This is a genomic window from Streptomyces sp. NPDC020747, assembly GCF_044334695.1.
Lineage (GTDB): Bacteria > Actinomycetota > Actinomycetes > Streptomycetales > Streptomycetaceae > Streptomyces.
Genome location: NZ_JBIRTJ010000011.1, coordinates 350582 through 367854, shown reverse-complemented (window position 1 = coordinate 367854; position 17273 = coordinate 350582). Strand labels below are relative to the sequence as shown.

Sequence of the window (17273 nt, the reverse complement as noted above, 5' to 3'; positions counted from 1 at the left end):
GTGAGACGAAGCACGGGTTCAGCCAGACCGTGTTCACCCCCGGCCGGCCAGCCAGGCGGGTGCGGGACGGAAGGAGGTCATGGGGCGAGTATTCGGCAGCGCTCCGAAGGGGCGCGAGGCCGCGCCGTCATGCGGCTCCGCCGCGCAGGGGCGCGTCCAGCCACAGCGAACACGCGGACGGATCCCCGCGCCCCGGTGGAACGCCTACGCTGAGCAGCCATGTTCACCCCGCAAGGCCCCACGTTCCGCGAACTGGCCGTACAGGCACTGTCGTCCGTCGAGCACGGCTACGACCTGCTCGCACCGAAGTTCGACCACACCCCCTTCCGTACGCCGGACTCGGTACTGCGGTCCGTCGCGCAGGCACTCAGGAGGATCGGCCCGTTCGAGAGCGGACTCGACCTGTGCTGCGGTACCGGCGCGGGCATGGACGTGCTGCGAGCGGTGTGCCGGGAGCAGGTCACCGGCGTCGACATCAGCGCAGGCATGCTCGCCGTGGCCCGGGAACGGTCGGAGGCTCGTCCCGGCGGGCCGCCGACCGCCTGGGTACGCGGTGACGCCCGGGCTCTGCCGTTCGGGCCGGCCTTCGACCTGGTGGTGAGCTTCGGGGCGTTCGGGCACTTCCTGCCCGGGGAGCTGCCGGGGCTGTTCGCGCAGGTCCACTCGGTGCTCCGGCCGGGCGGACGGTTCGCGTTCCCGATCGGGTCGCCCGCCCGTCCCGGCTCGCGCGGCTACTGGGCCCTGCTCGGCTTCGACGCGGCGATGCGCGTACGGAACGCCGTGTGGCGTCCCCCGTTCGTCATGTACTACCGGGAGTTCCGCCTCGACGACGTACGACGGGAACTCGCCCGGGCCGGTTTCTCGGTGGAGCTGTACGCCCTCCCCGAGTTCGGCCGCAGGAGTGACGGCAGCCCCCGCTGCCGGATGGTGGTGGCGACGAAGCCGGGGAGCGCGGAGTAGCTACGGCCGGGGCACCGGGACCGGCTATTCCAGCCCGGAGATCCGGAACACCGTCCGGGCCGTCTCCCGGTCGAGCCGATCCGACAGGCGCCGCAGTTCCGTCGTACCGCAGACGAGCGAGCCGCCCGCCGCCGAGGCCCGCGCGCCCTCGTCCAGGAGCCGCCACAGCGCGGGGTTGGCGGCCAGGACACGGGGGTCGAACTCGACGCGCCCGCCGAACTCGTCGCGCAGCACGAGGCGTTGGGCCACTCCACCCGATCGGCACACCGCGACGAGCCGGTCCGTGCACACGGACCGGTGCCCGAACAGGCCCTGGCACACGAGCTCGCCTTCGCACGCGGACACGCGGGCGGGCAGCAGCACGGCGAACAGGACGAAGGACAGCGTCGCCCACAGCAGGAACCGCAGCGCCGTGAGGCGTCCCGAGCCCGCGTCGAACACCAGCGACAGCCCCAGCATCAGCACGGCACAGCCCACGGCCGAGCGCGCCTCACCCGCCCACGCGCGGTCGTGCACCCACGTGCCGTCGTCGTACGCCGGCACATCGGGGAAACGACCGGACGCGGGCCCCTCGATACGTCGAGACATGGCGGCGACGGTAGGCACGCGCGTCACGCCGTGGGAGCGACTTGATACTTCGCTGACTCTTCGGCCGCCGAAATTGACGCGTGTCGTACGGCGCCCGTCCGGAATGCAACCACCCGTCACCGTACGTAGTTCTCATTTCGCCGGTGCGGGGGATGCAGGTCAGCGTCGGCTCAGGTCGGTGTCCTCGCGCGGCTTCGTGTAGGCGGGCTCGCCGCGGCGGACCGAGCCCGGTGCCCGGGCGGTGGGGCGGTCGGCGCGTGCCGAGGAGCTCAGCTGCCAGGGAACGCTGATGACCATCACACCCGGCGTGAACAGCAGACGGCTCTTCAGCCAGAGGGCGGACTGGTTGTGCAGCAGGTTCTCCCACCAGTGGCCGACGACGTACTCGGGGATGAACACCGCCACGACGTCCCGCGGGCTCTCCCGCCGCAGCGAGCGCACATACTCGACCACCGGCCGCGTCACCTCGCGATAGGGCGAGTCGACGACCTTGAGGGGCACGTCGATGCCGTACTCCTCCCAGCGTTCCCGCAGCGCGAGGGCCTCGTCGTGGTCCACCGACACCGTCAGCGCCTCCAGCCGGTCGGGCCGCAGAGCACGCGCGTACGACAGTGCCCGCAGGGTCGGCTTGTGCAGCGTCGAGACCAGCACGATGCCCAACACCCTTGAGGGCGGGACGAGTTCCTCGCGCGGGTCCGTCACGGCGAGTTCCGCGGAGGTGGCGTCGTAGTGGCGGCGGATGCCCCGCATCATTACCCACAGCACGATCGCGGCGAGCACCGCCAGCCATGCGCCTTCCAGGAACTTCGTGGCGAGCACGATCACCAGGACGAGGCCGGTGACCACCGCGCCCAGCGCGTTGACCAGGCGTGCGGAATGATGGCGGCGCCGCAGCGCAGGATCGGTCGTGCCGCGCAGCTCACGGTTCCAGTGCCGGACCATGCCCGTCTGCGACAGCGTGAACGAGGTGAACACGCCCAGGATGTAGAGGTGGATGAGGTTCGTGACGTTCGCCCGGAAGCCCCACAGCAGCAGACCGGCGACGACCGCGAGGGCCACGATGCCGTTGGAGAAGGCGAGCCGGTCGCCCCGGTTGTGCAGCTGACGCGGCAGATAGCGGTGCTGGGCGAGGATCGAGGAGAGCAGCGGGAAGCCGTTGAACGCGGTGTTCGCGGCGAGGACCAGCACCAGTGCGGTGGCCGCCTGGATGAAGTAGAACCCGACACTGTTCTCACCGCCGAACACGGCGGCCGCGATCTGTGCGATGACCGTGCGCTGCGTATGGCTCTCGCAGCTGCCGTCCAGGCCGGTGAGCCGGCAGGAGTCATCGGTGATGCGCACCTTGGAGACGATCGCGAGCGTCGTGACACCGACGAACATGACGATCGCGACGGCCCCCATCGCCACCATCGTGGCCGCCGCGTTCTGCGACTTGGGCTTGCGGAACGCCGGTACGCCGTTGGAGATCGCCTCCACACCAGTCAGCGCCGTACAGCCCGACGAGAAGGCCCGCAGCACCAGCATCAGCAGCGCCAGCCCGGCGAGATCCGCGTCCCCGGGCTCCGGTGTCACGCCGTACCTCGCGCTCTCCGCGACCGGTGCGTCGCCGAGCAGATAGCGGACCAGACCGGTCCCGACCATGATCAGTACGCCGCCGATGAACAGGTACGTCGGCGCCGCGAAGGCGTTCCCGGACTCGCGGGTGCCGCGCAGGTTCATGGCGGTCAGGATCGCCACGAAGGCCAGCGCCAACGGGACGCGATACTCCGCCAGTTGGGGGATGGCCGAGATGATGTTGTCGACCCCCGAGGCGACGGAGACGGCCACCGTCATCACGTAGTCGACGAGCAGTGAGGCCGCCACCACCAGACCGGCCGACGGGCCGAGATTCGTGGAGACCACCTCGTACGAGCCACCGCCGCTCGGGTAGGCGTACACCACCTGCCGGTACGAGAGCACCACCACGGTCATCAGCGACACGACCGCCACCGCGATCCACGGCGTGAAGTGCAGATACGCCAGCCCGCCGAGGGTGAGCACGAGCAGGATCTCCTGCGTCGCGTACGCCACCGACGACAGCGGGTCGGAGGCGAAGATCGGCAGGGCGAGCCGTTTGGGCAGCAGCGTCTCCTGGAGCTCTTCACTGCGCCTGGCCCGGCCGATCACCAGGCGTTTCAGCAGACCGCTCACGTTGAACACGGCGCGAGCGTAAGCGCGGGAGCGGCCCGAATCCGGGGCGCCCTGCCCGGCAGGGCGTCAGGACGGCGTCAGGTTCGGCGAGATCCGTACGGATGGCGTAAGAACGGATGGCAACGGATGACACAGGAACGGATGGCCCAGAAACCGATGGCCCAGGAACCGATGGCTTGGGAGTCGGGGCGGGGACCGTTCCTGCGGATCGCCTCGGCGGCCTCCTGGCCGACGGCGCCCCGCGCGGCGAGACCCCCGGTTCACCCGGCCTTCGTACGCCCTCATCAGCCACGACGGGCCGTTGTCAGTGGCCCGCGCTAGTCTGCGCAGATCCGAACGTTTGGCTCAATACGGGAGGTTTTCATGGCATCGCGCCTCAATCCGTACATCAGCTTCGACGGTGACGCCCGGCAGGCGTTGGAGTTCTACAAGGAGGTTCTCGGCGGCACCCTGGCGCTCAACACCTTCGGGGAGTCCGGTATGGCGGACAGCCCCGAAGCGGACAAGATCATGCACGGCATGCTGGAGACCCCGAGCGGTTTCACGCTGATGGGCGCCGACACCCCGCCGGGCATGAAGTACACCCCGGGCGGCAACTTCTCGGTGAGCCTCAGCGGTGACGACGAAGCCGAACTGCGCGGCTACTGGGAGAAGCTGTCCGACGGCGGCACGGTCGCCGTCCCACTTGAGAAGCAGATGTGGGGCGACGTGTTCGGCATGTGTACGGACCGGTTCGGTATCCCCTGGATGGTCAACATCAGCGAGACACAGGCCTGAGCCGGCCGCCCGGAGGAAACCGGGCCCGGAGGCCCATCCCAGGTCCCGCCGACCCGACGGTCGGCGGGACCTCGCCGTTTCCGCCGTCGTGGCGGTCGTGGCGGTCGTGGCGGTGGTGGCCGTCACGGCCGTCACCGGAGCCGGGCGGCTCGTGGAGCAGGGACGGGGGCTTCTCGCTCTCCAGACGCCCCCTCGCGTCAGCGTCCCGTCAGTCCACGGCGGTTCCCCGTCAGCATCCCGTCATGAACCACGTCAGCGGCCGGGGGAGCCGTCGGGAGCGGGCATACCTTCGTGGCACGCCCCGGGTTCGCCTCCCCGCGCCGGGGCGGCTTCACGTCCCACCACCCGGATCCTCCAGGAGGCATCCCATGACAGACCTCGCGTGCGCCGAAGACCCGGAGCCCTCAGAACGGTTCCCGGCCGGGCCCCTGTACGTACCCGTCCGGCCGGGGCCGACAGGATGCTCGACCCGGCTGTTCCGCACGCCCCTCGGAGCCCGGACCGCCGTCGGGTTCACCAGCAGGGAGCGGCTGACCGCCACCCTCGGCGACGGGCAGGCCTGGATCCGGCTCGCCGAGCCCGTGCTCCGCGCCCTCACCGGACCGCTCGGCGTCAGCACGGTCACCGTGGACCCCCAGTTCTCCGCACCCCTGGCCGGTCCCGCGCCCCGCGCATGGGATCCGCGGGCCGCCGAGGTGTCGTGCGAGAGCAGGGCGAACACCCGCGCCGCCCGGGCCGTACGGACCTTCTGAGGCCGGAAAGGGAACCGCGATGACCACAGTGCACGAGCCCGCCGTCACCCACCGCGCCGCCGACGACCTGTCGGTGTGACCCGCCTCCTCCGCCCTGCACGACCGGGGAGACCTCGCCGTCGGCGGCGTATCCCTCACGGGGATCGCAGACCGCTTCGGCACCCCCGTCTACGTACGTACTCGACGAGGGCGAGGTCCGCGCACGCTGCCGCACCTACCCGTGGTGGCCGTCGACCGCGGTCACGCCCGGCTCCTCGTCCGCCGGGAGTCGTTGGAGGACATCCGCAGCCGGGACGTCGGCCGGTAGGCGAGGACCCGCCTCCGGGCGGGTGACGGTCCGTCCCCGCCCGGAGGTGTTCGCCCCGGTCAGCGGCCCGGTGACCCATACGCGGAGCGAACGGAATTCGGTGGCACACTGACCCGGTCACCGAAGGAGACCGACCCGTGCCCATGATCAGCAACCTGAGCAGAGCGGTGCGCCGCGCCTACCGCCGCACCGTGGACCTCAGCCATCCCGCCCGTTCGCCGCTCGGCAGCGCGGTGGTGAACTGCGTGGTCTACCGCGAGGGCGGACGGCAGCCCGGCGACTGGGCACCCGCCGAGGCGATCCGGCGGGCTCGCAAGGGCAGGGGCGGCTTCGTCTGGATCGGACTGCACGAACCGACGAACGACGAGTTCGCGGGCCTCGCCAAGCTCTTCGGCCTCCACCCGCTGGCCGTCGAGGACGCCGTGCACGCCCATCAGCGGCCGAAGGTGGAGCGGTACGACGACACGCTGTTCGCCGTCTTCAAGACCGTGCGCTACGTCGAGCACGAGCAGCTCACCGCGACGAGCGAGGTGGTGGACACCGGGGAGCTGATGGTCTTCATCGGCCGAGACTTCGTGATCACCATCCGGCACGGCAACCACGGCTCCCTGGGCCCGCTCCGCGAAGCCCTGGAGAGCTTGCCGGACCAGCTCGCGAAGGGGCCTTCCGCCGTCCTGCACGCCATCGCGGACCATGTGGTCGACGACTATCTGGAGGTCACGGACGCCGTACAGAACGACATAGAGGCCGTCGAGACCGCCGTCTTCGCCGAGCACACCGCGCGCGGCGACGCCGGCCAGATCTACCAGCTCAAGCGGGAACTCCTTGAGCTCAAACGGGCCGTCGTCCCGTTGGCCCGCCCCCTGCAGATCCTCGCCCACGAGCCTCCGGCGGCCCTCTCCCCGGACATCCAGCCGTACTTCCGCGACGTCGCCGACCATCTCGCCCGCGCCACCGAGCAGATCAACGCCTTCGACGGGCTGCTCGACTCGATCCTCCAGGCCCACCTCGCGCAGGTCACGGTCGCCCAGAACGAGGACATGCGCAAGATCACGGCCTGGGCCGCCATCGTCGCCGTCCCCACCATGATCTGCGGCCTCTACGGCATGAACTTCGACCACATGCCCGAACTGCGCTGGACGTACGGCTACCCCCTGGTCCTCGGCGTCATCGCCACCCTCTGCTTCGTCATCCACCGGGGCTTCAGGCGCAACGGCTGGCTCTGAGCCGGAAGCGGCCGGGCGCGCGACCCAAGGGGTACCGCCGGGTCGCTGCGTCATTCCTCGGCCGGGGCGGGGGCTCGGGGAAGGCGTAGCTGGAAGCATGCTCCGAGGGTCCGGGGGGTGAGGGTGAGGGTGCCCCGGTGGCGGTGGGCCAGGTCGCGGGCGATGGCGAGGCCCAGGCCGGTGCCGCCCTGGTCGCGGGAGCGGGCGTCGTCGAGCCGGACGAAGCGTTCGAAGACGCGCTCGGCGTCCTCGGCGGGCACGCCAGGTCCGTCGTCGTGCACGGTGATGACGATCCAGTCGTCCTGGTTCCGGACGGTGATCTGGATGCGGTGTGCGGCGTGGCGGGCGGCGTTGTCGATGAGGTTGCGCAGCAGTCGTTCGTATTCGTCGGGGTTTCCGTGTGCGTGTGCGGGGGCGGTGCTGTCGCAGGTGAGGGTCAACGGCCGTTCGGTGAGGGGGTATTGCTCGGTCAGCCGGGAGACGAGGGCTGTCAGGTCGACGGGCTCGGGACCGGCTGCGGGGGCGCGGGTGTCGAGGCGGGCGAGGAGCAGCAGGTCTTCGGCGAGGGCCTGGAGGCGGCGGGTCTGTCGTGCGGCCGTCGTGGCCGCGGCTGGCCAGTCGGTGCGTTCCGGGTAGGCGAGCGCGACTTCCAGGCTGGCCAGCAGTGTGGTGAGGGGACTGCGCAGTTCGTGGGCGGCGTCCGCGACGAAGCGGCGCTGCTGGGCGGCGGCGTCGTCGAGGCGTTGGAGGGTGCTGTTGATGGTGGTGGCCAGGGCGGTTATCTCGTGTCCCGAGGCGGGGACGGTGACGCGTTCGCGGGGGTCGCTCGCGGTGACCGAGGCGGTGAGGACGCGGATGGCTTCGACCGGCCGCAGCGCGATGCGGACGGCGAAGTAGGCGACGGCGGCGATCAGTACGAGGCTGACGAGCCCGGCCCGCAGCAGCCGGCGGTCGGTGGCCTCGGTGATTGCCTCGGCGATGTCCTCGCCTGCGTGCGGGAGCACCACCGCATAGACCCGCAGCTGGGCATCGGCGGCGACACCCAGAGCGGCGACTGTGTCGCTGCTCAGTTCATCGGCCCTGACGTCGTCGTACATGACCTGGTAGGTTCCGCCGTCCTTGCCGAACCGGTCCCCGGGTGCGGAGTCGGGGCGCGCCGGCAGGCGCACGGGACGGGTCGTATAGCCCCAGTTCGGCCCCTCGTCCGGTGGGGCGGGCAACTCGGCCTTCGGTGGGGCGGGCAGCACATGGCGGGTGCCGGGATCGAACTCCTCCATGCCTCCGCCGTAGGCGACGGCGGCGCGTCGGCCGGTCGCGACGATCTCGTACGGCACGGTGCTTCGGCGAGCGGGAACCGCACCCTCCTCCAGCTGATCGACGAGAGCCAAGAACTGTTTCTCTGCCTGCCCTTCGGCGATCTGCGTGCTCTCGCGGTAGACGTCGCGGTGTACCCACCAGCCGATGCTCACCAGGATGACGGCGGCGGCTGATGCGGCGGCCAGGGCCGTGCGGGCTCGTACCGAACGCGGCCCCCAACCGCGTCGCGGCCCGGTCGCGTTCACGGTCGGCCACCAGCGGCGTCGCGGATCAGTCGCGTTCACGGTCGTCCACCAGTCGGTAGCCGGTACCTCTTACGGTCTGCAGGGACTGCCGGTCGAACGCGGCGTCCACCTTCTTGCGCAGGGCGCTGACGCGCGCCTCCACCAGGTTGGGATCCAGGGCTTCGTCGGGCCACGCGTGATAGAGCAGATCCGATTTGGAGACCGCCTGGCCCGCCCGGCGGGCCAGCAGCTCCAGCACGGCGAACTCCCGGGGTGTGAGATCCACCCGGGCCCCGGCCCGGCGGCAGACCCGGCCGGCGACATCCAGCGAGAGGTCGCCCACGGCAAGGACGGGCGGGGCGACCGTGGCGGCTCGTCTGACCAGGGCCCGCAGCCGTGCGACGAGCACCATGTAGGAGAAGGGTTTGGCCAGGTAGTCGTCGGCGCCCGTGTCCAGGGCCTCTGCCTGGTCCCAGTCCCCGTCCTTGGCGGTGAGTACCAGGACGGGGGTCGCGTTGCCCTCCCGGCGCAGTTGGGCGCAGACCTTGTAGCCGTTGAGTCCGGGCAGCATCAAGTCCAGTACGACAAGGGCGTATTCGCCGGTCCGGGCCATCCACAGTCCCTGCCGGCCGTCATGGGCGAGGTCGACGCTGTAGCCCTCGGCGGTCAGACCGGTGTGCAGGGTGTGGGCAAGGTCCACCTCGTCTTCGACCACCAGGATGCGCATGCGGTGCAGCCTCGCACAGCGCCGGCCCCCTTTCCTGATCGGCCGGTCAGGTTGGATCAGCATCCGGTCAACGAGGTCCCGGCACGCTGGCGCAGTCTCTTCGCCACTGCTGAAAGGCCCTGCCGCCGATGTCGCTTGACGAACGTGCCCCCACAGCGGCCAGGACGATTTCGCCTCCCGTGCCTGTCCGTCGACAAGCACCGAGCCCGGCCAAAGCCGTTGTCGTCATCGCGCCCTTGGCGCTGACCATCGCTCTGGGGCTCTGGGGTATCCGCAGGGAGAACACCATCTGGGGGGACGAGTCCGTCACCTATCAGCTCGCGCACCGCGATCTTTCGCAGATATGGCTCACCGCCCAGCACATCGATCTGGTCCATGCCCTCTACTACGCCGTGATGCATGAGATCTTCGGTCTCTTCGGCGGAGGGCTGCTGACGCTGCGGCTGCCGTCCGTGCTGGCGATGTCCTTGGCTGCGAGCGGAGTCGGGCTTCTGGCGCTACGCCTGGCGGGACCCCGCGCAGGGCTGCTGGCCGGGCTGGTGTTTCCGCTCCTTCCCCAGGTACAGAAGTTCGCGCAGGAAGGCCGCTCGTACGCCATGGTCTGTGCCCTGGTCACCTGGGCCACCTATGCGCTCGTGGTCAGCGTCACGCGTCGCGCCCGGTGGCGTTGGGCGGTCTATGGCTCCACCATGCTGCTGGCCTGTCTGCTCCATGAGTTCGCGGTCCTCGCCCTGGTCGCACACGGCGTCACGCTGCTCGTCTCCCGTGTTCCGCGACCGGTGTTGAGGGCGTGGAGCGTGGCTGCCGCGGGCGTTGTGGCAGGGCTGTTGCCGCTGGCGATCTACAGCGCGGGGCAGTCGGAGCAGGTGTCCTGGATCGGCGGACCGGTGCGGCCTGACTATTTCCTGGTGGTGGCGGTCGTGGGCGTGGTGTGTGCCCGAGCGCCTCTGGGAGTGAGAGGGCCCGTGCGGCTTTCCGTGCTGGCTGTGCCGATTCTTGTGCTTCCGGGCCTTCTGCTGCTGATCGCGTCGCTGGTCAAACCCCTTTTCGTCGACCGGTATGTGGTCTTCAGCAATATCGGAATCGCCTTGCTGTTGGGCGCCTGGATGGATCACTTCCTCCGGCGGCAGCGGTCTTCCCGCTACGCGTGGATCGCGGCAATTGCCGTACTGGCCGCGCTCGTCCAGCCGAGCCTTTCACTGAGGACGCCCCAGAGCCGTAGCAATGACGTCACCGCCATCGGCGCCGCCGTACGCGAGGAAGGCCGTCCCGGCGACGGGCTGCTCTATCTCGCCGGCCAGCACCGGATCCTGACCGCGGCCAACCTCGAGGACACCCGTCTTCTGACGGATCTCGCCCTGGCGCAGGATGCCGTCTCGTCGAACACGCTCGCGGGTGTCGAGCTTCCCGCTGAGCAAATAGCGGCACGCATGCTGGAGTTCGACCGGATCGTCGCGGTCCGCGCGGTGGGTGTGCACTCGTCGGCCAACCCGCAGGAGGAAGCGAAAACAAGCACCCTGCGGCGCCACTTCCGCGAGTACGGAACAACCCGTGTCAACGGGGCGCGAGTCATCGTCTATGTCCGAGCCCAGGACCCGTCTCCGAAGGCCGGTCCTGGATCCAGCAGCCCGGGAGCGAGCGGTGGGGTGATGAGTGACCGCGACCGGTGCCGGCCCGGCCAGCACCACCGCCGTCACGCTGCCTCGCCCCGGAAGCTACGGACCTCGGCTTGCCGGTAGCTGCCGGCCATGGACGGAAGGGATCACCGACACGATCAGTGGCGCCGACCAGCACCAGCATGGCCTCACCCACCCATGCCCGTGACCTGCACGTTCAGGATGAACACAGCCCATTGGGGTGGGACCGGTGGCGTTGCGTCTGTCACGTGACCCCATTCGCGGACCGGTGTCGCTCAGAGACCCGATGTCGCTCAGAGGTCCGGTTCGTGGGGTATGCCGTCCAATGCGAGCCGGATCGCCGCCTCAGGGCTCAACTCCCGTCCTTCGCGCACCGTTTCGGCGAAGACGGTGTCGCCGAGGGCCTTGCGGAGGTGGCGTGCGTACTCCCGGCGGAAGACGGTCGACCCGGTGTCGCCGAGCTGGGGGAGTCCGGCCGCGTGCCAGAGGCGTGTGCCCACGCCCAGGAGGCGGGCGGCACGTTCGGGCTCGCCGCGGGAGGCCTCCGCGGCGACCAGGAGGTCGGCGACGGCCGCGGCGCCGAGCCGGTCGTGGACGCGCCACTTGGCGGCCAGGGCCTCGCGGGCGGAGACCAGCGCGTCGTCCGGCCGTCCGAGCCCGATCCCGGCGAGGGCGACGAAGAAGTCGCCCCAGGCCCGCATCCACAGTTCACCGCGCTTCGCGCAGTCGGCGCGCAGCCGCTCGGCCACCGCCGCACAGCGCTCGAACGCGCCCTGCCCCGCCAGGAGATACGCCTGCAGCGCCAGCGTGAGGAGCTGGAAGAACTCCGCTCCGCCCCCGACGCCCGGCCCCTGCCTACTGCTGCCGTACAGCAGCGCGGACCGTGCCGACTCGCCGCGCACCGCGAGGCTCGCCCCGGTCAACGGCAGTGCGGGCACCGGAAGTTGACGTTCCTCGGCGAGCCACACGTAGGCCGCGCTCACCGACTCGGCGGCGTCCAGGTCGTCCGGCACCACGGTGACCAGGCGGTGTGCCCAGGTCGCCAGAGTGTGCTCGGGGCCATTGTCGTGCGCCCGCCTCAGGGCGCGCTCCAGGTGGGCGCGTCCCTCCTCGGCGAAGCCGCAGGCGAACCAGAAGTACCAGAGTGTGCCCGCGAGTTCGAGTGCCGTCTCGGGATCCGGCGCCGCCAGGCACTCCTCCAGCGCGACCCGCAGGTTGGCGTGCTCCACGCTCAGCCGCTCGGCCCACATCCGCTGGCCGGGGCCCAGCCACTCGGCCTGGCCCTGGCGCGCGATCCAGCGGAAGTAGTCACGGTGGCGCCCGCGTACCGTGCCCTGCTCGCCGAGGCCGCCGAGCCACTCGGCGCCGAAGGTGCGGACCGTGTCGAGCATCCGGTAGCGCCCGGCCACACCGTCGCCCTCGCGCGTCACGATCGACTTCTCGGTGAGCGACGCGAGCAGCGCCAGAATCTCCTCGGCGTCCAACGGGCCGCCGTGGCACACGAATTCGGCCGCCTCCACGTCCCAGCCGCCCGCGAACACGGAGAGGCGGGCCCACAGCAGCCGCTCCAGCGGAGTACACAGCTCATGGCTCCAGCCGATCGCCGTACGCAGCGTCTGGTGCCGGGCGAGCCGCGGCCGGGCGGGGGAGACGAGCAGGTCGAACCGGGAGTCGAGGCCCGCCAGGAGCCGGTCGAGGGCGAAGCCGCGCAGCCGCACCGCGGCCAGCTCCAGGGCCAGCGGGATCCCGTCGAGGCGGGCGCAGACCGCCGCCACGTTCGCCCGGTTGGCGTCGGTCAGCGCGAACGACGGCACGGCGGCCGCGGCGCGGGCCGCGAACAGCGCCACCGCGTCGTCGCGTTCGCCGAGCGGCAGCGGCGTCACGGACAGCAGATGCTCGCCGACCGCCCCGAGCGGCTGACGGCTGGTGGCCAGAACCCGTAACTCCGGTACGTGCGCGAGGAGTTCCTGGACGACACGCGCACACTCGTCCAGTACGTGATCGCAGGTGTCCAGGACGAGCAGCAGCGGCCCGTCGTCGAGATGCTCGTAGACGGCCTCCAGGAGCGGGCGCAGAGTCTGCTCGGTCAGCCGGGTCGCCTCGGCCAGGGCGTTCGTGAGGAGGTCGGGGTTCTTGAGGTCGGACAGCTCCACCAGCCACACCCCGCCGGGGAAGGCGGCCCGCACGGTGTGCGCGGCCCGCAGCGCCAGCCGTGACTTGCCGACGCCACCGGGGCCGGTGAGGGTGACGAGCCGCGCGGTCCCCAACAGGGCTGATATTTCGGCCAGTTCGGAATTGCGGCCGATGAAGGCGTTGGACTCGGCGGGGAGATTGCCGGTCCTGCCGTTGCGCACCGAGGCCGCCATCGCTCCCCCTCACCCGACCGATGGCGGTCACCCTAACGCCCGGGAACGCCCGTGTCCGACCCCTGCCCGAGTGACCGGTATTCGGGCCCGCGCCCTCACGCCGAGGCCGTATTGGGCGTAGCGTGGATGCGTCCCGGCACGCCGAGTGGCGACCTTGGGAGGTGCGGGGGATGGACACCGTGCCCGCACCGAGAGCGGTCGGAGAGATGCGCGCCGGGGACCATCTGCTCCTGGGTTACGAAGCGGACGAGGAGCGCGAGACCGTGGTCGCCGCGTTCCTCCTGGACGGGCTGGCCAGCGGCCACCGCGGGCTGCTGCTGGGCCCCGCCGATCTGCCGGCCGACCTCGCCCTGACCTTCCTGGAGTCCCGCGGGTGCGCCGTCGACGACGAACTCGCCGCCGGACGGCTGACCGTGGACCCGCACCTCGCGACCCCCGACGGCCTGTGGGACCTCGACGAGGTGATCCGCCGCGAGACGCGCCGCGCGGTCGGTGACGGCTACCTCGGCCTGCGCGTCAGCTTGGAGGTCATGCGCGGCCAGGCGGGCAAGGGCCTCAAGACACTGCACGACAGCGAACTCCTCCTCGAACCCGTCTTCGCGTCCCTGCCCGTCCTCGGCATCTGCCAGTACGACCGCCGTGTCTTCGCCGAGGGCGAGCTGGCCCCCCTCGACGGACTGCACCACGGCCGGGTCGCCGCCGACCTCGTCTGGCACGACGAACTGCTCTCCATCACCCGCACCTTCGCCCCGCCCGGCCTCGCGCTCGCCGGAGAGGTCGACGACACGAACGTGACCGCCCTGGCCCGTGCCCTGCACGCCGAGACGGCTCGTGCCCGCGCCCGCCCGGTGAACGGCGTGCGCACCCGGATCGACCTGCGCGACCTGCGCTTCATCGACGTCGGCGCGCTGCGCCTGCTGGTCTTCGCGGGCGGCGCCCTGTCCGCGTCGGGCGGCACCCTCGTCCTGCACGGCGTCGCCCCGCACATTCAGCGGCTGATGAGGGTCACCGGCTGGGACCGTGTACCAGGACTGCTCGTCGAACATGGGGACCTGTAAGCCGAGCTGATTCGAACAACGTGACCTGCAAGGACTCCCAAGAGGACTCGACGGAAGGAGCGGCGTCGTGAGCCGTACGCGGTTCGTCCACCAGGCGCTCGGCCGGCGCTCGGACGAGGTCGAGTTCGTCGACGCGGACGACTGGTACGACAGCCCGTCCCGCACCCTGGGCCGCTACAACGCCTACTGCGCCGCGCACGACACGCACGAGACGCACGAGACGGACGAGACGGACGAGACGCACGAGACTGTCCGGCCGCGCAGGGTCCGGGTCATCGGCGAGCCCGTCTGGTCGGACCGAACGGCCTTCGAGGTCTGAGAGTGGACGCGGTACGAATCCCTGCTCAACATCGCCTTCGCGGGCACCGGACACTGGATCCTCTGCCCGTACGACACCCGCGCCCTCCCGGTCGGCGTCATCCGCTCGGCGGTCCGCACCCATCCCCAACTCGCCCTGGGACCAAGGCGGTCGGCACACTGCGGTCGATACGTGGACCCGGCCGACTTCTCTGCCGAGTGCGACACGACTCGGCCTCCGGCGCTCCCCGCGGGACACGACGACGTTCCCTTCGCGCGCGGCCGGTCGGCGCACGTACGGTGAGCACTCTCCGCGTACGCCCGTGGCCTCGGGGTGCCCGAGCAACTGACGTACGACATGGTGACCGCTGCGCACGAGGCGGTGGTCAACTCCGTGCACCACGGCGGCGGTCGGGGCGTCCTGCGGCTGCGCAGCGACTCCGACCACGTGATCTGCGAGATCTCCGACACCGGCACGCCGACCGCGCCCCCGCCTCCGCCTTTCCCGGGCCATCTGCCACCCGACCCGCGCGCCGCGAGCGGCCACGGGATGTGGGTGGTACGGCAGTTGAGCGACCTGGCCACTCAGACGCTGGATCCGGCCGACTCCGTCGTACGCCTCTACTTCAGGAGGAGCGCCGCCCGGTGACGGGCCCGGGACCGCCGTCCTGGGGCATGCCCATCGGGGGCATCAGGGGCGCGGAGCGGCGGGCAGCGTCGCGATGCCGGCACGCAGGAAGGCCATCGCCGCCCATATGCCGGACTCCTGGAGGCCCTGCTCGGCCGCCGCGCCTGGGGCCTGCCCACCTGGCTCGACCGCATCCCCCCCGACGTCGACATCGAGAGCGCGAAACTCCCACAGCACGCCACGCCGACGCGGGACCGCGAAGACCACGAGGACCGCGAGGGCGGCGCCGACGGCGAACACCGTGCGGAGCGCGAGGTCGCCATGCGCTGAACTCATAGGTGACGGGACAACCGGCCCTGCCCGCCCAGGTGCCGAGGCGTGATGCACGCCCGGCTCCGTGGCGGGCGCGTCGCCGCCACGTTCAGGCCCGCCCTGCCTTCAGCGCGGTGTAGAGGGCGTCGATGAGTGCCATCTTCCGTGGGTCGTCGGCGATGTGCGGGCCCATGCGGTTCATGACATAGCCCAGTGAGACGCCCGTCTCGGGGTCGGCGAGACCGCAGGAACCGCCGAAGCCGTCATGCCCGAAGGCCCTCGGATTCGGGCCGTAGGAGCGGTTGGGCCCGCTGAGCCAGAGGCCCAGGCCGATCTCCGTCTCGCTTTCGAAACCGGCCCCGAGGACCAGATCACGGCATGCGCCCTGTCCCTCGCGGACCCGCTCGGCGGCCTCGGCGGAGAGGACGCGCTGCGAGCCGTACGAGCCCCGCCCGGCGAAGATCCCGTACAGCGCGGCGATCGCGCGGGCCGTGCCGTGTCCGTTGGCGGCAGGGATCTCCGCGGCCCGCCACGCCGTCGTGTTGGCACCGGCCGCGTCCGTCAGGGGATTGGCCAGGGCGGCCAGCGCCACCGGCGTCAACTGGCTGAAGATCGCGGCCTGTTCACTGGCCGCGGCGGCCGGCGGATGCACCAGCTCGGCCGCCCGCCCGGCCTCCTTCTCCGGCAGCCCGATGGTGAAGTCGATGCCGAGCGGCCCGGTCACCTCCCGCTCCAGGAAGGCGCTCGGCAGCAACCCCGAGACGCGCCGCACCACTTCACCGACCAGGAAGCCGTACGTCATCGCGTGGTAGCCCGACGCCGTCCCCGGCTCCCACCAGGGCTCCGTCGCCGCGAGCCGCTTCGTGGTCAAGTCCCAGTCGAAGAGCTGCTCCAGCGAGTGCGGCTCCGGCAACCCGGCCAGCCCCGCCCGGTGCGACAGCAGATGCCGTACGAGCACCGCCTCCTTGCCCGCCGCGGCGAACTCCGGCCAGTACGTGGCCACCGGCGCGTCCAGGTCGAGCAGCCCGCGGTCGGCCAGGATGTGCGCGCACAGCGCGGTCGGACCCTTCGTGGTCGACCACACGTTGACCAGCGTGTCCCGCTCCCACGCGCGTGTCCGGGCCGAGTCCGCCCAGCCGCCCCACAGGTCGACCACGGTCTCGCCGTCCACGGTGACGGCCACGGCCGCGCCCAGCTCGTCGCGCTCCTGGAAGTTCTCCTCGAACGCGGCCCGTACCGCCTCGAAGCGCGCCTCGCACCGACCCTGAACCTGGGACATGGCTCCTCCGTCGTCCGCCGGGAACGCCGGGCGCGAAAGGGCCGCCCGGCCCCCTTGAACGTACCGACTGGTCGGACTGGAAGGAAGCGGTCGGGCCGAACAGCGCCCCGTCAGGGGCGCGGGGCCGCATCGGCGTGCGGCTCCGCCGCGTGGGCGCGGCCGGCCACAGCCGGTCCGCAGGTTCCCGACAGCCCGTCGCCCCTACCCCCAGGCGTTCAGCCGAGAGACAGCGGCCCCGCCGGCTCCTGATGCCCCGGCGCGGAGTGCCAGTAGTCCCGTGCCTCCACGGCGAAGCCCTCCGCGTCGAAGCGCACGATGACACACCCGGCCAATGTCGAGGCTGCGCCCTCACCCTCCTCGGCGAGAACCCTGAACTCGGCGACGGCCACACCGTGTTCGCCGATCACCGGCGCCCCGAACCGCACATCGACAACCCGCTCGTCGGCGAACGACCGGCGAAGGTACGCGGCGAGTTCGTCCCGCCCGCGATGCGGCTCGCGGAACGGCATCGAGCGGTGGACGCACCCCTCGGCGTACAGCGCGAGCAGCGCGTCCACGTCGTGCTCCGCCCAGGCGCGCTCCCACACCCGGACGAACCGCTCGGCCGCCTCCCGAGTCTCCATTCCGG

At 71.1% G+C, this 17273-nt stretch carries 15 protein-coding genes and 3 pseudogenes; 10 read left to right on the top strand and 8 right to left on the bottom strand.

Going from position 1 to position 17273, the window contains the following annotated elements:
- The first annotated feature begins 219 nt into the window (after positions 1-219).
- Positions 220-960, top strand: coding sequence for a class I SAM-dependent methyltransferase (locus tag ACH4YP_RS28760; RefSeq protein ID WP_398493368.1), 741 nt, complete (start codon positions 220-222; stop codon positions 958-960).
- Positions 961-984: 24 nt separating this feature from the next.
- On the opposite strand, the gene ACH4YP_RS28755 is transcribed toward ACH4YP_RS28760, so the two are convergent.
- Together ACH4YP_RS28755 and ACH4YP_RS28750 are read right to left on the bottom strand one after the other, a co-directional pair.
- Complete coding sequence (locus tag ACH4YP_RS28755; protein WP_361061957.1) at positions 985-1548, bottom strand: hypothetical protein; 564 nt, start codon at positions 1546-1548, stop codon at positions 985-987.
- Between the two features lie 159 nt (positions 1549-1707).
- Positions 1708-3747, bottom strand: coding sequence for an amino acid permease (locus ACH4YP_RS28750; protein ID WP_398493366.1), 2040 nt, complete (start codon positions 3745-3747; stop codon positions 1708-1710).
- Between the two features lie 354 nt (positions 3748-4101).
- Between ACH4YP_RS28750 and ACH4YP_RS28745 the strand changes: the two genes are divergently transcribed.
- From ACH4YP_RS28745 to ACH4YP_RS28730, 4 genes and pseudogenes are all read left to right on the top strand, one after another.
- A complete protein-coding gene (locus ACH4YP_RS28745; protein ID WP_361061962.1) occupies positions 4102-4515 on the top strand; it encodes a VOC family protein in 414 nt (137 codons plus the stop codon).
- A 368-nt stretch (positions 4516-4883) separates the two neighbouring features.
- On the top strand, positions 4884-5267 hold the full coding sequence (locus ACH4YP_RS28740; RefSeq protein ID WP_361061965.1) for an SAV_915 family protein: 384 nt from the start codon (positions 4884-4886) through the stop codon (positions 5265-5267).
- 19 nt (positions 5268-5286) lie between these two features.
- Positions 5287-5485, top strand: a pseudogene (locus tag ACH4YP_RS28735) (diaminopimelate decarboxylase); the annotation flags it as partial.
- 232 nt (positions 5486-5717) lie between these two features.
- Positions 5718-6800, top strand: a complete 1083-nt coding sequence (locus ACH4YP_RS28730; RefSeq protein ID WP_398493363.1) for a magnesium and cobalt transport protein CorA — start codon at positions 5718-5720, stop codon at positions 6798-6800.
- A 50-nt stretch (positions 6801-6850) separates the two neighbouring features.
- Here the strand turns inward: ACH4YP_RS28730 and ACH4YP_RS28725 are convergent, their stop codons facing one another.
- Both ACH4YP_RS28725 and ACH4YP_RS28720 read right to left on the bottom strand, forming a co-directional pair.
- Complete coding sequence (locus ACH4YP_RS28725) at positions 6851-8362, bottom strand: HAMP domain-containing sensor histidine kinase (RefSeq protein ID WP_361062031.1); 1512 nt, start codon at positions 8360-8362, stop codon at positions 6851-6853.
- A gap of 25 nt (positions 8363-8387) precedes the next feature.
- Positions 8388-9068, bottom strand: coding sequence for a response regulator transcription factor (locus ACH4YP_RS28720; protein WP_361061968.1), 681 nt, complete (start codon positions 9066-9068; stop codon positions 8388-8390).
- Positions 9069-9196: 128 nt separating this feature from the next.
- On the opposite strand from ACH4YP_RS28720, the gene ACH4YP_RS28715 reads away from it, so the two are divergent.
- A complete protein-coding gene (locus ACH4YP_RS28715; RefSeq protein ID WP_398493361.1) occupies positions 9197-10807 on the top strand; it encodes a hypothetical protein in 1611 nt (536 codons plus the stop codon).
- Between the two features lie 191 nt (positions 10808-10998).
- Here ACH4YP_RS28715 and ACH4YP_RS28710 read toward each other — a convergent pair whose 3' ends face one another.
- Positions 10999-13071, bottom strand: coding sequence for an ATP-binding protein (locus tag ACH4YP_RS28710; RefSeq protein ID WP_398493359.1), 2073 nt, complete (start codon positions 13069-13071; stop codon positions 10999-11001).
- A gap of 170 nt (positions 13072-13241) precedes the next feature.
- Between ACH4YP_RS28710 and ACH4YP_RS28705 the strand changes: the two genes are divergently transcribed.
- From ACH4YP_RS28705 to ACH4YP_RS28690, 4 genes and pseudogenes are all read left to right on the top strand, one after another.
- Entirely contained in the window at positions 13242-14129 is an 888-nt protein-coding gene (locus tag ACH4YP_RS28705; protein WP_361061975.1) for an MEDS domain-containing protein, read from the top strand.
- A 67-nt stretch (positions 14130-14196) separates the two neighbouring features.
- Positions 14197-14448, top strand: coding sequence for a hypothetical protein (locus tag ACH4YP_RS28700; protein WP_398493357.1), 252 nt, complete (start codon positions 14197-14199; stop codon positions 14446-14448).
- 12 nt (positions 14449-14460) lie between these two features.
- Positions 14461-14730 (top strand): annotated as a pseudogene (locus tag ACH4YP_RS28695) (hypothetical protein); the annotation flags it as partial.
- Positions 14731-14745: 15 nt separating this feature from the next.
- Positions 14746-15075, top strand: a pseudogene (locus ACH4YP_RS28690) (ATP-binding protein); the annotation flags it as partial.
- A 42-nt stretch (positions 15076-15117) separates the two neighbouring features.
- Here the strand turns inward: ACH4YP_RS28690 and ACH4YP_RS28685 are convergent.
- The 3 genes from ACH4YP_RS28685 to ACH4YP_RS28675 form a co-directional block, all read right to left on the bottom strand.
- Positions 15118-15390, bottom strand: coding sequence for a hypothetical protein (locus ACH4YP_RS28685; RefSeq protein WP_398493355.1), 273 nt, complete (start codon positions 15388-15390; stop codon positions 15118-15120).
- Between the two features lie 85 nt (positions 15391-15475).
- The gene (locus tag ACH4YP_RS28680) at positions 15476-16645 is read right to left on the bottom strand and encodes a serine hydrolase domain-containing protein (RefSeq protein ID WP_398493353.1); all 1170 of its coding nucleotides are present in this window, start codon (positions 16643-16645) and stop codon (positions 15476-15478) included.
- Between the two features lie 215 nt (positions 16646-16860).
- On the bottom strand, positions 16861-17268 hold the full coding sequence (locus tag ACH4YP_RS28675; RefSeq protein ID WP_361061986.1) for a nuclear transport factor 2 family protein: 408 nt from the start codon (positions 17266-17268) through the stop codon (positions 16861-16863).
- Positions 17269-17273: the final 5 nt, after the last annotated feature.

Excerpts from the sequence above, each read along its gene's own strand:
- ACH4YP_RS28720 (WP_361061968.1), bottom strand. The coding sequence starts at position 9,068 with ATGCGCATCCTGGTGGTCGAAGACGAGGTGGACCTTGCCCACACCCTG.
- ACH4YP_RS28740 (WP_361061965.1), top strand. The coding sequence starts at position 4,884 with ATGACAGACCTCGCGTGCGCCGAAGACCCGGAGCCCTCAGAACGGTTC.
- ACH4YP_RS28710 (WP_398493359.1), bottom strand. The coding sequence starts at position 13,071 with ATGGCGGCCTCGGTGCGCAACGGCAGGACCGGCAATCTCCCCGCCGAG.
- ACH4YP_RS28755 (WP_361061957.1), bottom strand. The coding sequence starts at position 1,548 with ATGTCTCGACGTATCGAGGGGCCCGCGTCCGGTCGTTTCCCCGATGTG.
- ACH4YP_RS28745 (WP_361061962.1), top strand. The coding sequence starts at position 4,102 with ATGGCATCGCGCCTCAATCCGTACATCAGCTTCGACGGTGACGCCCGG.
- ACH4YP_RS28680 (WP_398493353.1), bottom strand. The coding sequence starts at position 16,645 with ATGTCCCAGGTTCAGGGTCGGTGCGAGGCGCGCTTCGAGGCGGTACGG.
- ACH4YP_RS28685 (WP_398493355.1), bottom strand. The coding sequence starts at position 15,390 with ATGAGTTCAGCGCATGGCGACCTCGCGCTCCGCACGGTGTTCGCCGTC.
- ACH4YP_RS28760 (WP_398493368.1), top strand. The coding sequence starts at position 220 with ATGTTCACCCCGCAAGGCCCCACGTTCCGCGAACTGGCCGTACAGGCA.
- ACH4YP_RS28730 (WP_398493363.1), top strand. The coding sequence starts at position 5,718 with ATGATCAGCAACCTGAGCAGAGCGGTGCGCCGCGCCTACCGCCGCACC.
- ACH4YP_RS28705 (WP_361061975.1), top strand. The coding sequence starts at position 13,242 with ATGGACACCGTGCCCGCACCGAGAGCGGTCGGAGAGATGCGCGCCGGG.
- ACH4YP_RS28715 (WP_398493361.1), top strand. The coding sequence starts at position 9,197 with ATGTCGCTTGACGAACGTGCCCCCACAGCGGCCAGGACGATTTCGCCT.
- ACH4YP_RS28675 (WP_361061986.1), bottom strand. The coding sequence starts at position 17,268 with ATGGAGACTCGGGAGGCGGCCGAGCGGTTCGTCCGGGTGTGGGAGCGC.